Consider the following 13,917-nt stretch of genomic DNA (forward strand, 5'->3'; position numbering starts at 1 on the left):
GCGTGCCGTCGTGATCTTCAGAGCGGTTCGGGACGGGCGTCCCTATCCGGAGCACAACCTGACGCTCAAGCAGTGGGCGGAGATCCCGCCGCGACCGCTGCGCCTGGACCAGTTGATCACCACCAAGCGCGAGCTGGCCCTCGACAAGCTCCTCGCCGAGGACTCCACCTTCTACGGCGACCTCTTTCCGCACGTGGTGCAGTGGCACGGCGGCCTCTACCTGGAGGACGGCCTGCACCGGGCGCTGCGGGCGGCGCTCCAGCAGCGCAACCAGATCCACGCCCGGGTGCTGGTGCTCTCCGAGCCGGCGGAGTGATCCGCTCCTCGCCTCCGGAGCTGAGCCACCGTTAGGGTGGCTGCCATGAGCCCCCGCACCAGCGCACCGCTCGAACTGCTCGACCTGGACTCCGCGCTCAGCGAGGAGGAGCGGCAGATCCGCGCCGTCGTGCGCCAGCTGATGGACGAGCGGGTACGACCGCACGTCGCCGACTGGTACGAGCAGGGCCAGTTGCCCGCCCGTGAGCTGGCCCGCGAGTTCGGCAAGCTCGGCCTGCTCGGCATGCACCTGAGCGGCTACGGCTGCGCGGGCGCGTCGGCGGTCGCGTACGGGCTGGCCTGCCTGGAGCTGGAGGCCGGTGACTCGGGGATCCGTTCGCTGGTCTCGGTGCAGGGTTCGCTGGCGATGTACGCGATCTGGCGCTTCGGCAGCGAGGAGCAGAAGCAGCGCTGGCTGCCGGCGATGGCCGCCGGCGAGGCGATCGGCTGTTTCGGGCTGACCGAGCCCGATCACGGCTCCGATCCGGCCTCGATGGCCACCCGGGCCCGCCGCGACGGCGACGACTGGGTCCTCGACGGCGGCAAGATGTGGATCACGAACGCGCCGATCGCCGACGTCGGGGTGGTCTGGGCGCGTACCGAGGACGGGGTGCGGGGCTTCGTGGTGCCCATGGACACAACGGGCGTGAGCACCCAGGAGATCCGCCACAAGATGTCACTGCGCGCGTCGCTCACCGGCGAGATCGTGCTCGACGGCGTGCGGCTTCCCGCAGCCGCCCAACTGCCCGAGGCGGTCGGGCTCAAGGCGCCGCTGAGCTGCCTCACCGAGGCCCGCCACGGCATCGTCTGGGGTGCGCTCGGCGCCGCCCGGGACTGCCTGGAGACCGCCCTGGCGTACGCGGTCACCCGCACCCAGTTCGGCCGTCCGCTGGCCGGCTTCCAGCTGACCCAGGCCAAGCTCGCCGACATGACCGTGGAGCTGCAGAAGGGCTACCTGCTGGCGCTGCACCTGGGCCGGCTCGCCGACGCCGGCCGGCTCCGCCCCGAGCAGGTGAGCGTCGGGAAGCTCAACAACGTCCGTGAGGCGTTGGAGATCGCGCGGCAGTGCCGGACGATCCTCGGCGCGAACGGGATCTCCGGCGAGTACCCGGTGATGCGGCACGCCAACAACCTGGAGAGCGTGCTCACCTACGAGGGCACCTCGGAGATCCACCAGCTCGTCATCGGGCAGCGGTTGACCGGGCTCAACGCCTTCGCCTGAGCCCTCCCGTGTGCCGGGGCTGACCTGCGGATACAGCTTTCATGCCGGCTCGACGCGCGGCTGTCGTACGGCGGACGTACCGTCATTGCAGACGGCAGTGTCTGACGAGGACGGTGAGGGCGATGGCCCGCGACGCTGACAGCAACGAGCCCACCAGGGAGTTCCCGGGTTACCCGACCGGCGATGCGCTCAAGGAACGCTCGGACGCCGCGCCCGAGGCGCCGGCGACACCGACGGCCACCAACCGCCCCGCCCGGGGTCTGCTCTGGGTGCTCGGCGCGGCGGCGCTCGCCGTGATCGTGCTGCTCGGTGTGCAGACCGCCGGGCTGTTCCCCAGCTTCCGCAACCCGTTCGCCGAGGAGACGACGGATCGCAGCCAACCGACGCTGCTGAAGTCGATTCAGGACCTGAGCCGCTACGTGGCCGCCGAGGGCAACTTCCAGGTGGTGGTCGATCTTCAGAAGGACCGCCAGTACGTGCCGGACTTCCTGCTCAACGAGCGCACCCTCTTCGTCGGGGCGGGCAGCGTCGAGGCGTACGTGGACTTCTCGAAGATCTCCGACGGGGCGATCGTCGAGTCGGCCGACGGCAAGTCGGTGGAGATCAAGCTGCCCGCGCCGCAGCTCGGCGAGACCAACCTGGACCTGGAGAAGAGCTACGTCTTCGCTGAGAAGCGTGGCCTGCTCAACCGGTTGGGTGACGTGTTCGGCAGCGACCCGAACCGGCAGCAGGAGGTCTACCGCCTCGCCGAGGACCGGATCACCGCCGCCGCCCGGGACAGCGGGCTCGGCGCCCGGGCGGAGGAGAACACCCGCAAGATGCTGGAGGGGCTGCTCGGCTCCCTCGGCTACGAGCGGGTCACCATCACCTACGTGGCCCCCTGACCGCAAACCCCCGACGGCGCCCGCCCCGATCCCGGGGCGGGCGCCGCCCCGTCCACCGCCCCGTCCGCCCCGTCCGCGCCTCCGCGCCTCCGCGCCTCCGCCCTCCGCGCCTCCGCGCCTCCGCGCCTCCGCGCCTCCGCGCCTCCGCGCCTCCGCGCCTCCGCGCCCCCGCGCCCCCGCCTCCCCGCCTCCGCCCTCCGATCGTCCAGTTGATCAAGAGCTTTGCGTCAGATTCCGCAGCTGCGGTGACGCAAAGCTCTTGATCAACGGGGTTGGCGGCGGGCGCGGGCGCGGGCGCGGGCGCGGACGGGGCGCGGGGGTGGGGCGCCGGGGGTGGGGCGCGGGGTCGCTGGGCGCTGTGTGCCTGCGGGGCGTGGCCGAAGATCTGCGCAATTTCCGGGTAATTGCTGCTTACGGCTGGGGAAAGGCGACAACTTCCCGGAAATTGCTCTGCGGCGTGGGCCTGGTCGCCCGTGGGCCGGGCCGTTCGGGGGCTGGGGCCGTTCGGAGGGTCGGGTCGCCCCGGGGGCCGGGCCGCAGGGGGCCGGGCCGCCCGGGGGCCGGCTGGTTAGCGGGTGGGGGCGAGGTGGCGGTCTTCGTTGGGCATCAGGAGCCAGAGCACCAGGTAGACGATCACCTGCGTGCCGGGCAGCAGCAGCGACAGCAGGAACAGCAGCCGGACCATGCCGGCCGACATGCCGAACCGCTGGGCCAGGCCGGCGCAGACACCGGCGAGCATGCGCCCCTGGCGGGGCCGGACCAGTTTGCGACTCATCGTCGTACTCCCACTCTGCGGCGGTGAGTGCCGCGTCTGAAACCCACGGTAGGAACCCGCCGCCGCCCCGCCCTCAGACCGCAGGACGAACGGTGGATCCCGTACCCGTAGGTGGTTACCCGCGTCCGCCGCAGCCGACTCGTCGCAGCCATATGTCCGATTCGGCGCAGTTCGCGCCGCAGCCCGTACGTGCCCCTGGCGAAGCGGATCAGGGTGGGTCACCGTCGGTTGTGTGGCCGTGACCCTGCGACGCGGCGATCGGTGCGGACTGCCGGGTGGGGTGCGGACCCGCCGGGTAGGCTCGCCGGTTGGACACCCACACCCCTGGGCTTCCGCGGCGGCCGCCCGACCCGGGCGACCATGACGGGGCCGTACCCGCACGACGGGCGTGACGGCGAGGAAAGTGCAGCCATGATCAGCGTTTTTGACCTCTTCAGCGTCGGAATCGGGCCATCCAGCTCGCACACCGTCGGGCCGATGCGGGCCGCGCGGACCTTCGTCACCGGGCTCAAGGCCGACGGGCTGCTCGCCGTCACCGCCCGGGTGCACGCGGAGCTGTTCGGCTCGCTCGGGGCGACCGGCCACGGCCACGGCAGCGACCGGGCGGTGCTGCTCGGGCTGACCGGCGAGGCGCCGGAGACGGTCGACACCGACAGCGTGGCTTCCCGGGTGGCCCGGATCCGTGAGGAGCGGCGGATCGGCCTCCTCGACGCGCACGAGATCGACTTCGATCCGGACCGGGATCTGGTGCTGCACCGCCGCCGTTCGCTGCCGTACCACCCGAACGGGATGACCTTCACCGCGTACGACGAGAGCGGTGCGGAGCTGCGGGCGCGCACCTACTACTCCGTCGGCGGCGGGTTCGTGGTCGACGAGGCGGCGGCCGGCGCCGACCGGATCGTGCCCGACACGACAGCCGTCCCCTACCCCTTCCTCACCGGCGCGGAGCTGCTGAAGGTCACCACCGCCACCGGGCTGTCGATCAGCGAGGTGATGCTCGCCAACGAGCTCTCCTGGCGCAGCGAGGCCGAGGTGCGCGCGGGCCTGCTGGAGATCTGGCGGGTGATGCGCGAGTGCGTCGATCGGGGTTGCGAGCGGGACGGGGTGCTGCCCGGCGGGTTGAAGGTCCGCCGTCGGGCCGCCGAGCTGCGCCGTGGGCTGGAGGCGGAGGCCGGCAGTGACGATCCGCTGCGGGCGATGGACTGGGTGACCCTCTTCGCGTTGGCGGTCAACGAGGAGAACGCGGCCGGCGGCCGGGTGGTCACCGCCCCGACCAACGGCGCGGCCGGGATCATCCCCGCGGTGCTGCACTACTACACGCGGTTCGTGCCGGATGCGTCCGAGGACGGGGTGGTCCGGTTCCTGCTGGCGGCGGGCGCGATCGGTGTGCTGTTCAAGGAGAACGCGTCGATCTCCGGTGCGGAGGTCGGCTGCCAGGGCGAGGTGGGTTCGGCGTGTTCGATGGCGGCCGCTGGGCTCGCCGAGGCGCTGGGCGGCACCCCGGAGCAGGTGGAGAACGCCGCCGAGATCGGTATGGAGCACAACCTGGGGCTGACCTGCGACCCGGTGGGCGGCCTCGTGCAGATCCCCTGCATCGAGCGCAACGCGGTGGCTAGCATCAAGGCGATCACGGCCGCCCGGCTCGCGCTGCGCGGGGACGGGGTGCACGCCGTCTCGCTGGACAAGGTCATCAAGACCATGCGGGAGACCGGCGCCGACATGAAGGTCAAGTACAAGGAGACGGCACGCGGCGGTCTGGCCGTCAACGTGATCGAGTGTTGAGCGTGCCGGCAGGGCGACCGTTCACCGGCTGCTAACCTGTCGTCCGTTTACTCAGGCGGGAGGCAGCGGTGACCTCTGGGGTCGCGGCGTTGTGGTCGCACCGCAACTCCCTGCGCATCCTGGTCAAACGCGATCTCGCGGTCAAGTACCAGCAGTCGCTGCTGGGTTACGTCTGGTCGCTCATCGAGCCGCTCGGCATGGGGGCGATCTACTGGTTCGTCTTCGGGGTGCTCTACTCCCGGGACACCGGCCGGCACCTGGGTGAGGCGGCGGAGTCGTACCCGCTCTTCCTGATCACCGGGATCTTCGCCTGGATGTGGACGAGTTCGGCGTTGAGCGAGGCGACCAACGCGCTCACCGGCCAGGCCCGGCTGATCACCACGATGAACGTGCCGCGGCAGGTCTTCCCCATCGGGCGGGTGACCGGCCGGTTCGCCGAGTACCTGGCCGGTCTGCCGGTCCTCGTCGCGGTCGCGGTGGCGTACGCCGTGCACGGGCGGATCGACCTCGGGTGGTCCCTGCTGGCGCTGCCGCTCGCCGTGCTCGTCCAGGGCACCCTGCTGGTCGGGTTGGCGCTGCTGCTCTCCGCGTTCAACGTGCTGATGCGCGACGTGGAGCGGTTCATGCGGCTGATCATCCGGGTGCTCTTCTACGCGACGCCGATCATCTATCCGCTGAGCCTGGTCCGGGACTCCGACCTCCCCGGCTGGCTCAAGATCGTGTATGAGCTCAATCCGCTGGTCGGCGTCTTCCAGCTGCACCATTCGATCTGGTACGCGGACGAGTTCCCGGACGCCCGGCTGCTCGGCACCACGGTCGCCGGCAGTCTGCTGGTGCTGGCGGCCGGCTGGTGGTCGTTCCGTCGTCTCGAACCCGCCGTGCTCAAGGAACTCTGACATGGGCGACGTGATCATCGAGGCGAACGGTCTCGGCATCCGGTTCGTCCGCAACCGGCGCCGGCAGCTGCGGCTGCGTGACCTGTTCATCCACCGGGGTGGGCGGAACGCCCTGTCGGGCCAGTTCTGGCCGCTGCGGGACGTGTCGTTCACCGTCCGGGCCGGTGACACGATCGGGGTGATCGGGCGCAACGGCACCGGCAAGAGCACGCTGCTGCGGTTGATCGCCGGGGTGCTGATCCCCGACGAGGGTGACATCCGGGTTCGCGGTGACGTCGCGCCGCTGCTGGAGCTCTCCGCCGGCTTCTCCAACGACCTGACCGGGCGGGAGAACCTCTATCTGGTGGGCGGCCTGCACGGGCTGTCGTCGGGCTATCTGAAGCGGCACTTCGACGACATCGTCTCGTTCGCCGGTGAGCAGGTGGAGCGGGCCATCGACACGTCGGTGCGGCACTACTCGTCCGGCATGAAGGTCCGGCTCGGCTTCGCGATCATCTCGCATCTGCCGCATCCGATCCTGCTGATGGACGAGGTGACCGCGGTCGGTGACGCCGAGTTCCGAAAAAAGTGTTATGCGACGATTGACCGTCTGCTCGGGGAGGGGCGCACACTGGTGCTGGTGTCACACAACGAAAAGGACCTGACCCGCTTCTGCCGTCGGGGGCTCTTCCTCGACGGCGGGCGGTTGACCGTCGACGGCACGGTCGCCGAGGCGCTAGAGGCCTACCACAGCGCGGTCCCCCGGTGACCCTCGCGATCGTGCTCGCCGGCGGGAGCACGGCGGGCCTGCCCACGCGTACCGGCGAGACGCTCGCCGACCGGCTCGCCGCGCAGTGCGGCCGGGCCGGGGCGGACGAGGTCCGGTTCGTCGCCGACCTCGGTGAACTGGCCGCCCTCGTCGAGGTCGCCACCGGCCCGGTGCTGGTGGCCGGCGCCGACCTGGTCGCGCACACGGCGGTGCTCCGGCACCTGCTCACCAGTCCGGTCGGCCCGACCGTGGCGCTGGTGCTCGGTGACCCGCCGGCCGCCGATCGGACGGCGGTGCGCGAGGAGCGCGGGCAGGTGGTCGAGACCGGGCCGGCGGGGGCGCTGCCCGACGCCACCGGGGTCTTCGGTGGCGCGCTGCGGGTCGCCGCGCAGGATCTGCCCGCGCTCGCCGCCGCCGCCCGGGCCGCCGCGGTGACATCGGCCGGGGAGACCGCGGTGGACCGGCTCTTCGCCGGGCTCGCCGCGCGGGGCACGGTCGCCTTCGCCCACCGGGTACGGCTGCTCGTCGCGCACCGGGTGGGCGACGCGGCCGAGCTGGCCGCCGCCGAGGCGGCGGTGGCCGCGGTCGACGAGAAGCGCGCCGAGCTGCGCCTGTCGGTGAAGGAGCGGGACGACTTCTTCACCACCTTCTTCGTGAGCACCTGGTCGACGCTGGTGGTGCGGGCCTCGGCCCGGCTGCGTCTCACCCCGACCATCGTCACGGCGATCTCGGTGGCGTTCGCGGTGGCCGCCGCGGTGCTCTTCGCGGTCGGTGACCGGGCGGCGCTGGTCGGCGGGGCGATCCTGCTCTACCTCGGGTTCGTGCTCGACTGCGTGGACGGGCAGCTGGCCCGCTACACCCGCAACTTCAGCGCCTGGGGTGGCTGGCTCGACACGATGGCCGACCGGGCCAAGGAGTACGTGGTCTACGCCGGCCTGGGCATCGGTGCGACGCAGGCGGGTCACCGGTACGGCTGGGCGCTGGCGATCGCCGCCATGACCTTGCAGACCGTCCGGCACATGACCGACACGTGGTACGGCGTCCTGCACGACGAGGCGGCGCGTCGCCCCCGGACGGCGGCCACCGCTGGTGGCATCGGCGACCGGCTGAACAGCGCCTCGACCCGGGTGCAGGCCGACACGGGTTCGCTGTCGTACTGGCTGAAGCGCACGGTGGTCTTCCCGATCGGGGAGCGGTGGGCGCTGATCGCGCTGACCGTGGCGTTGTTCAACCCGCTGGTCAGCCTGATCGCGGTGCTGGTCTGGGGCGTGCTGGCGTTCGTCTACACGGGTGCGCTGCGGACGCTGCGGGCGCGCTGGATGCGGGTCGGGGTGCTGGCCACCGTCGATGCCACCCTGCACCGTGACGACGGCCCGCTGGTGCGGTGGCTGCCGGCGTCGCGTACGCCGGGGCCGCTCGGCTACGCGCTCCTCGCGGCGCTCGGCCCGGCGGCGCTGCTGGTGGCGGCGCTGGTGGTCGGGCGCTCCGACGGCGGGACGGACGAGCTGCGTTGGCTGCTGCCGGTCGCCCTGCTGATGCTGCTGGTCGGCGGCCTGGGGGCCCGGGCCCGGCACGACGGTCCGCTGGACTGGCTGGTGCCGGCCGCGCTGCGGGCCGCCGAGTTCCTCTTCGCGATCACCGTGGGGGTGCTCGGTGACGTGCCGCCCTGGCTGATCTTCGGGTACCTCTTCGTGCTCACGGTGCACCACTACGACCTCACCGCCCGGCTGGAGAAGCGGCAGGCCGCCCCGCCGCTGCACGCGGCCACGTTCGGCTGGGACGGGCGCTCGGTGCTGCTGACCCTCGCGGCAATTGTCGGGTTCGGCGGTATCGGGATGGCTACACTCGGTACGTACCTTCTCGTGGTTTTCGTGGCGAGCGTCGTCCTGGCCTGGGTGGTTCTGCCGGCCCGCGCCGCACGGGCGTCGGCGGTGCCGGTGCGGATGGGGGACGGCGTACCGGGCTGACGGAGGGACGGCCGGATGACCCTGATCAGCTTCGTCGTGCCGGCCTACCGAGTGCAGGGCTACCTGCGTGAGTGCCTGGACTCGATCCTCGACCAGCCCTTCACCGACCTGGAGGTCATCGCCGTCGACGACTGCTCGCCGGACGACAGCGGCGAGATCATCGACGAGTACGCGGCGCGCGACCCACGGGTCCGCGCCGTCCGGCTGACCGAGAACGTCGGGCTCGGTCCGGCCCGCAACATCGGGCTGGACCGGGCCACCGGCGAGTACGTCTGGTTCGTGGACGGGGACGACTGGCTGACGCCGGAGTGCCTGCCGGTGGTCGTCGAGCGGCTGCACGAGACCCGGCCGGACGTGCTGGTCGTCGACCACGTACGCACCCACTGGAACGACAGCGCCACCCGCAGCGCCATGCGCGAGGTCTTCCCCACCCCACCCGGCGTCGAGACGTTCCGGCTGCGGGACCGGCCGGAGACGATGCGGCTGCTGCACACCGCCTGGAACCGGCTGGTCCGCCGGCGGTTCCTGCTCGACCTGGGGCTGCGCTTCGCGCCCGGCTGGTACGAGGACGTGTCGTTCAGCTACCCGGCGCTGATGGCGGCCGACCGGATCGGCGTACTGGACCGGGTCTGCGTCAACTACCGGCAGCGCCGCGCCGGGGCGATCACCCGCACCCGGGGGGAGCGGCACTTCGAGGTCTTCCCGCAGTGGCATCGGGTGTTCCGGCTGATGGACCGGTGGGGGTCGGCGGTCGACGGACTACGCCCGGCGGTCTTCGAGCGGATGATCTGGCATTACCTGACCGTCCTCGGCAACGGGCAGCGGATCGCGCCGGAGCTGCGCCCGGCGTTCTTCGCGCAGATCACCGCCGACTACTCCCGTTGGCTGCCGCCCGAGGGCTATCCGGCCCCGCACGGCGTGGAGGGGCTGAAGCACCGGCTGGTCGCCACCGGCCGCTGGCGTACCTTCAGCGCCCTGCGGACCGCGAACCGGGCCCGGGACGCGGCCCGCCGGTCGGCGCGTACCGCCAGGCGGCGGGTGACGCCGGTGGCCCGGCGCAGCGCCAGACGGGCCCGCGACGTCCTGCTGCGCGAGTACTACCGGGCGGAGCTGCGACGGCCGCTCGACCCGACGCTCGCCGTCTACGCCGCGTACTGGTACCGGGGGTACTCCTGTAACCCGGCGGCGATCTACGAGGCGGCCCGCCGGCTCGCACCCGGTGTACGCGGGGTCTGGGTGGTCCGGCGGGACCGGGTGCGGACGCTCCCGCCCGGCGTCGAGTTCGTCGTGGCCGGCAGCCGGGCCTACTACCGGGCGCTGGCTCGGGCCCGCTGGCTGGTGAACAACGTCAACTTCCCGGACTTCGTCCGCAAGCGGCCCGGCTCCACGCACGTGCAGACCCATCACGGCACCCCGGTCAAGGTGATGGGGCTCGACCAGCAGCGGTACCCGATCGGCGCCGGCCGGATGGACTTCGCCGGCCTGCTGCGCCGGGTGGACCGCTGGGACTACAGCATCACCTCGAACAGCTTCTCCACCCAGATGTGGGACCGCGCGTACCCGGCGCGGTACACCACGCTGGAGGTGGGCTACCCGCGCAACGACCTGCTGGTGACGGCCACCCCGGAGGACGTCCGGCGGCTGCGTGCCGGACTCGGCATCGGCCTCGCCGAGCAGGTCGTGCTCTACGCGCCCACGCACCGGGAGCACCTGCCCAACTACCGGCCGCCGTTCGACCCGGATCACTTCGTCGACGCGCTCGGGCCCTCCGTCCGGCTGCTGATGCGCAGCCACTACTTCCACGACCGGGACCGGCGGCCGCGTCGCGCGGTGCAGCGGGACCAGGTGACCGACGTGAGCGCGTACCAACGGGTGGAGGAGCTCTACCTGGTCGCCGACGTGTTGATCACCGACTACTCATCGGCGATGTTCGACTACGCCGTCCTGGACCGGCCCATCGTCATCTACGCGCCCGACTGGGAGGCGTACCGGCTGGCCCGGGGGGTCTACTTCGACATCACGGCCGAGCCGCCGGGCGCGGTGGCGATGACCTTCCACGACCTGCTCCAGGTGTTCCGCACGGGCGCGGTCTCGGCGGACGCGGCGACCCGGGCCCGCCGGCGGTTCCGCGACCGGTTCTGCACCCTGGACGACGGGCGGGCGGCCGAACGGGTGGTCCGGCAGGTCTTCCTCGGCGAGCCGCCCGAGTCCCGCCACCGCTGCTGACCGTCGCGCCCGACCGCATCGACGCGCCACCCGGCGGCATAGTCGTGCCTCGATCCGTCCGTGACGGCGTCGTCACGGAGCGAACTTGGCACGTTCACCCGATGTGCGCGCGGCATGACTTTCGTCACAGTCATTCGGGTTCGGTGCGACGAGTCGGGGAGGTGGCGGTGACCACCGTCGCGTTGAAGGATGTCACCAAGGTCTTCCGGGACGGCACCGTGGCCGTCGACAGCGTCAACCTCGACGTCAGCGACGGCGAGTTCATGGTGCTGCTCGGCCCGTCCGGGTGCGGAAAGTCGACGGTGCTGCGGATGGTCGCCGGCCTGGAGGACCCGACCCGGGGCGCGGTCATGCTCGGTGGCGAGCTGGCCAACGACCTGTCGCCGCGCGAGCGGGGCGTCGCCATGGTCTTCCAGGACTTCGCGCTCTACCCGCACATGACGGTCGGCGACAACATCTCCTTCCCGCTGCGGCTCGCCGGGATGGAGCCGGGCGCGCGTGGTGAGCGCGTCACCGACGTGGCGGGCGCGCTCGGCATCGGCGACGTGCTCGGTCGCCGGCCCGGCCAGCTCTCCGGCGGGCAGCGGCAGCGGGTCGCCATGGGCCGGGCGATCGTCCGCCGGCCCCGGCTGTTCCTCATGGACGAGCCGTTGTCCAACCTCGACAGCGGGCTGCGCGCCGAACTGCGCGCCGAGATCTCCGGCCTCACCCGTGAGCTGGGCGTGACCACCGTCTACGTCACGCACGACCAGGCCGAGGCGCTCACGATGGCCGACCGGGTCGCGATCATGCGCCGCGGCGTGCTCCAGGACGTCGGCACGCCCACCCAGGTCTACGGCCGGCCGGCGACGCTCTACGTGGCCGCGTTCCTGGGCAGCCCGCGGATGAACCTGCTGGAGGCGTCGGTCTACGTCCACCTCGACCGCTACGTCACCCTCACCCTCGGCGAGCAGGCGCTCTACCTGCCCTGGGACGACATCCGCAGCCGGGCGGTGGCGCACTACCACGGTGAGCGGATCGTGGTCGGGATGCGGGCCGAGGCGCTCACCCCGGTCGGCCCGGACGACCCGGGCGACCTGCTGCACGGCCGGATCCGCTACCTGGAGCACCACGGGCACGAGTCGCTGGCCTACCTCGACATCGGGGCCACCGCGATCGTGGTGGACGAGATGGGCAGCCGGGGCGAGCCTGCGGACCCCGGTCAGCGCGGGCGGCGTCGCTTCGGGCAGGTGGTCCAGCGGCTCGCCGGCAAGTCGGCCGAGGCGCCGGAGCGGGCCGAGGGCCGGGCCCGGTCGAGTGTGCTGCCCGACGCCGGCGCGCACGCCCGGCGCGCCGCCGATCTCGCGGTACGCCTCGCGCCGTACCCGGCGGCCGCGGCCGGTCACTCGCTCTCGGTGCGGGTACGGATGGACGCCCTGCACTTCTTCGACGAGCGGGGCGACCGGATCGACGTGGGCTGGCGTTAGAGACCATCGGGTTTCCCGACGGTCTCTTGGCCGGAACGCTCAGCGGGGGAGGTCCACGATCGGCCGCCGGTACGGGCCCCAGGCGACGAACCGGGTGAAGAGGTCGCCGGGGCTCGGGCCGTGGTCGGGGTCGAGTCGGTAGAGGTCCTGGGCCGCCTCGTAGAGCAGCCCGCAGAGGTAGATCGAGAGCGCGACCTGGTCGGCCGCGTACTCCGCCTTGAGCAGCAGCCGCGCGTCGGCGCACGGCCAGGGCCGGCCGCACGCTCCGCAGCACCACATCGGGCGCAGCGGAAGGTGCGGCTTCGCGTACGACGGGTACGGCCTGGGCCGCTCGGCGGCCGGTCCCTCCTGCGGCTGCGGTAGCCGGTGACCTGTCACGTCCGCCTCCTCTCGCCGCGGCTGCCCCGCGGATCGTGGTCGGGTGGGGCCGTCCCGGCCCGGGGGAGGCGGGACGGCCCCGGCGACCCGTTCTCGCTGGACAGGGACGGGCCGCTGGGTGACAGTCTGCTGATGGCGGCACTACGGTCGGAAGTGGAACGCGCCGTACGGCGCCGCCGTGCAGTTCGCCGTCACCCGTGTGCAGAGGTGTGCAGATGAGCCGGATGCCGATGCTGGAGCTGTTCGCCGGGGAGTTGCGCCGCCTTCGGGTGGCCGCCGGGCTCTCTCAGGAGGCGCTCGGCGAGCGCCTCAGCTACTCCGCCTCGCTGGTGGCCGCGGTCGAGCAGTGTCGCCGCCCGCCCCGGGAGGAGTTCGCCCGGCGCTGCGACGAGGTGCTCTCGGGCGGCGGGCTGCTGGCGCGGATCCGGGAGACGCTGGTCCGCGAGAGCCTGATGCCGTGGTTCCGCGAGTGGGTGACGATCGAGCAGGAGGCGGCCGCGCTGCGCAGCTTCGAACCGCTGGTCGTGCCCGGTCTCCTCCAGACCGAGGCGTACGCGCGAACCCTCTACGAGGGGGCCGGTCAGTTCGTCGGCGACGAAGTGGAGCAGCAGGTCGCCGCCCGGCTGGCCCGGCAGACGGTGCTCACCCGCCCGGCCCCGCCGCAGCTGGTTGTGGTGCTCGACTACACGGTGCTGGAGCGCCCGGTCGGCGGGCCGAAGGTGATGCGCGAGCAGCTGCGGCACCTGCTGGAGGTGGGTGGCCGGCCGAAGGTCCATCTGCACCTGGTGCCGCGCAGCACCGGCGCCTACCCCGGCCTGAACGGGGCATTCGTGCTCGCCACGCCGCCCGAGGGCGATGACATCGCGTACCTGGACAACCAGTTGCACGGCACGATCGTCGAGCGGAGCGCGGACGTACACTCCCTGCGGCAGACCTGGGAGTCCGTGCGGGCCGAGGCGACGCCCCACGGGGCCACCCTGAAGCTGATTTCGGAGGCGGCGGAGACATGGACCTGACCGGCGCGACCTGGCGCACGAGCACCCGCAGCAGCGGCAACGGCGGCAACTGCGTGGAGGTGGCCGACAACCTGCCGGGCGTCGTCGCCGTGCGGGACAGCAAGGACCGGCAGGGCTCCGTGCTCGCCTTCGACCCGCGGGCCTGGGCTGCGTTCGTGCGCTTCACCAAGGCCCGCTGAGCGCTCCGCGCCGAGGGGGCCGTCGCCTCCCCCGCCGGCAGCAGACCGGGCGCTGATCCGGGC

Annotated in this window: 13 protein-coding genes; 11 read left to right on the forward strand and 2 right to left on the reverse strand. The window is 72.3% G+C overall.

The window, feature by feature from the left end; genetic code table 11:
- The first annotated feature begins 10 nt into the window (after positions 1-10).
- From D7044_RS15760 to D7044_RS15770, 3 genes are all read left to right on the forward strand, one after another.
- The gene (locus tag D7044_RS15760; protein WP_120673612.1) at positions 11-316 is read left to right on the forward strand and encodes a type II toxin-antitoxin system VapB family antitoxin; all 306 of its coding nucleotides are present in this window, start codon (positions 11-13) and stop codon (positions 314-316) included.
- A gap of 45 nt (positions 317-361) precedes the next feature.
- Complete coding sequence (locus D7044_RS15765) at positions 362-1,537, forward strand: acyl-CoA dehydrogenase family protein (RefSeq protein ID WP_120689384.1); 1,176 nt, start codon at positions 362-364, stop codon at positions 1,535-1,537.
- Between the two features lie 122 nt (positions 1,538-1,659).
- Positions 1,660-2,421, forward strand: coding sequence for a DUF4230 domain-containing protein (locus tag D7044_RS15770; RefSeq protein WP_120673610.1), 762 nt, complete (start codon positions 1,660-1,662; stop codon positions 2,419-2,421).
- A 568-nt stretch (positions 2,422-2,989) separates the two neighbouring features.
- On the opposite strand, the gene D7044_RS15780 is transcribed toward D7044_RS15770, so the two are convergent.
- On the reverse strand, positions 2,990-3,196 hold the full coding sequence (locus D7044_RS15780; RefSeq protein WP_120673609.1) for a PspC domain-containing protein: 207 nt from the start codon (positions 3,194-3,196) through the stop codon (positions 2,990-2,992).
- A 411-nt stretch (positions 3,197-3,607) separates the two neighbouring features.
- Between D7044_RS15780 and D7044_RS15785 the strand changes: the two genes are divergently transcribed.
- The 6 genes from D7044_RS15785 (at position 3,608) to D7044_RS15810 (ending at position 12,281) form a co-directional block, all read left to right on the forward strand.
- The gene (locus tag D7044_RS15785; protein WP_120689385.1) at positions 3,608-4,978 is read left to right on the forward strand and encodes an L-serine ammonia-lyase; all 1,371 of its coding nucleotides are present in this window, start codon (positions 3,608-3,610) and stop codon (positions 4,976-4,978) included.
- Between the two features lie 68 nt (positions 4,979-5,046).
- Positions 5,047-5,874, forward strand: a complete 828-nt coding sequence (locus tag D7044_RS15790) for an ABC transporter permease (RefSeq protein ID WP_120673607.1) — start codon at positions 5,047-5,049, stop codon at positions 5,872-5,874.
- 1 nt (position 5,875) lies between these two features.
- Positions 5,876-6,622 carry an ABC transporter ATP-binding protein gene (locus tag D7044_RS15795; protein ID WP_120673606.1) on the forward strand — a complete coding sequence of 249 codons (747 nt, stop codon included), beginning with the start codon at positions 5,876-5,878 and terminating at the stop codon, positions 6,620-6,622.
- Positions 6,619-8,589, forward strand: a complete 1,971-nt coding sequence (locus D7044_RS15800; protein WP_120689386.1) for a DUF5941 domain-containing protein — start codon at positions 6,619-6,621, stop codon at positions 8,587-8,589. The genes D7044_RS15795 and D7044_RS15800 overlap by 4 nt, the downstream gene beginning before the upstream one ends.
- Positions 8,590-8,604: 15 nt before the next feature.
- Positions 8,605-10,815 carry a bifunctional glycosyltransferase/CDP-glycerol:glycerophosphate glycerophosphotransferase gene (locus D7044_RS15805; RefSeq protein ID WP_120673604.1) on the forward strand — a complete coding sequence of 737 codons (2,211 nt, stop codon included), beginning with the start codon at positions 8,605-8,607 and terminating at the stop codon, positions 10,813-10,815.
- Positions 10,816-10,982: 167 nt separating this feature from the next.
- Complete coding sequence (locus D7044_RS15810) at positions 10,983-12,281, forward strand: ABC transporter ATP-binding protein (RefSeq protein ID WP_120673963.1); 1,299 nt, start codon at positions 10,983-10,985, stop codon at positions 12,279-12,281.
- 39 nt (positions 12,282-12,320) lie between these two features.
- Here the strand turns inward: D7044_RS15810 and D7044_RS15815 are convergent, their stop codons facing one another.
- Positions 12,321-12,659 (reverse strand): hypothetical protein, encoded by a 339-nt coding sequence (locus D7044_RS15815; RefSeq protein WP_120673603.1) that lies wholly within the window; start codon positions 12,657-12,659, stop codon positions 12,321-12,323.
- Positions 12,660-12,874: 215 nt separating this feature from the next.
- Here D7044_RS15815 and D7044_RS15820 point away from each other — a divergent pair, with 215 nt between their 5' ends.
- Entirely contained in the window at positions 12,875-13,675 is an 801-nt protein-coding gene (locus D7044_RS15820) for a helix-turn-helix domain-containing protein (RefSeq protein WP_120689387.1), read from the forward strand.
- Positions 13,666-13,854, forward strand: a complete 189-nt coding sequence (locus tag D7044_RS15825; RefSeq protein WP_120689388.1) for a DUF397 domain-containing protein — start codon at positions 13,666-13,668, stop codon at positions 13,852-13,854. The genes D7044_RS15820 and D7044_RS15825 overlap by 10 nt, the downstream gene beginning before the upstream one ends.
- Positions 13,855-13,917: the final 63 nt, after the last annotated feature.

Origin of the sequence: Micromonospora musae (assembly GCF_003626635.1) — a bacterium.
Lineage (GTDB): Bacteria > Actinomycetota > Actinomycetes > Mycobacteriales > Micromonosporaceae > Micromonospora > Micromonospora musae.

What these genes read in the sequence shown, in the direction of transcription:
- D7044_RS15825 (WP_120689388.1), top strand. Translation starts at nt 13,666, where the DNA reads ATGGACCTGACCGGCGCGACCTGGCGCACGAGCACCCGCAGCAGCGGC.
- D7044_RS15820 (WP_120689387.1), top strand. Translation starts at nt 12,875, where the DNA reads ATGAGCCGGATGCCGATGCTGGAGCTGTTCGCCGGGGAGTTGCGCCGC.
- D7044_RS15785 (WP_120689385.1), top strand. Translation starts at nt 3,608, where the DNA reads ATGATCAGCGTTTTTGACCTCTTCAGCGTCGGAATCGGGCCATCCAGC.
- D7044_RS15770 (WP_120673610.1), top strand. Translation starts at nt 1,660, where the DNA reads ATGGCCCGCGACGCTGACAGCAACGAGCCCACCAGGGAGTTCCCGGGT.
- D7044_RS15795 (WP_120673606.1), top strand. Translation starts at nt 5,876, where the DNA reads ATGGGCGACGTGATCATCGAGGCGAACGGTCTCGGCATCCGGTTCGTC.
- D7044_RS15765 (WP_120689384.1), top strand. Translation starts at nt 362, where the DNA reads ATGAGCCCCCGCACCAGCGCACCGCTCGAACTGCTCGACCTGGACTCC.
- D7044_RS15805 (WP_120673604.1), top strand. Translation starts at nt 8,605, where the DNA reads ATGACCCTGATCAGCTTCGTCGTGCCGGCCTACCGAGTGCAGGGCTAC.
- D7044_RS15780 (WP_120673609.1), bottom strand. Translation starts at nt 3,196, where the DNA reads ATGAGTCGCAAACTGGTCCGGCCCCGCCAGGGGCGCATGCTCGCCGGT.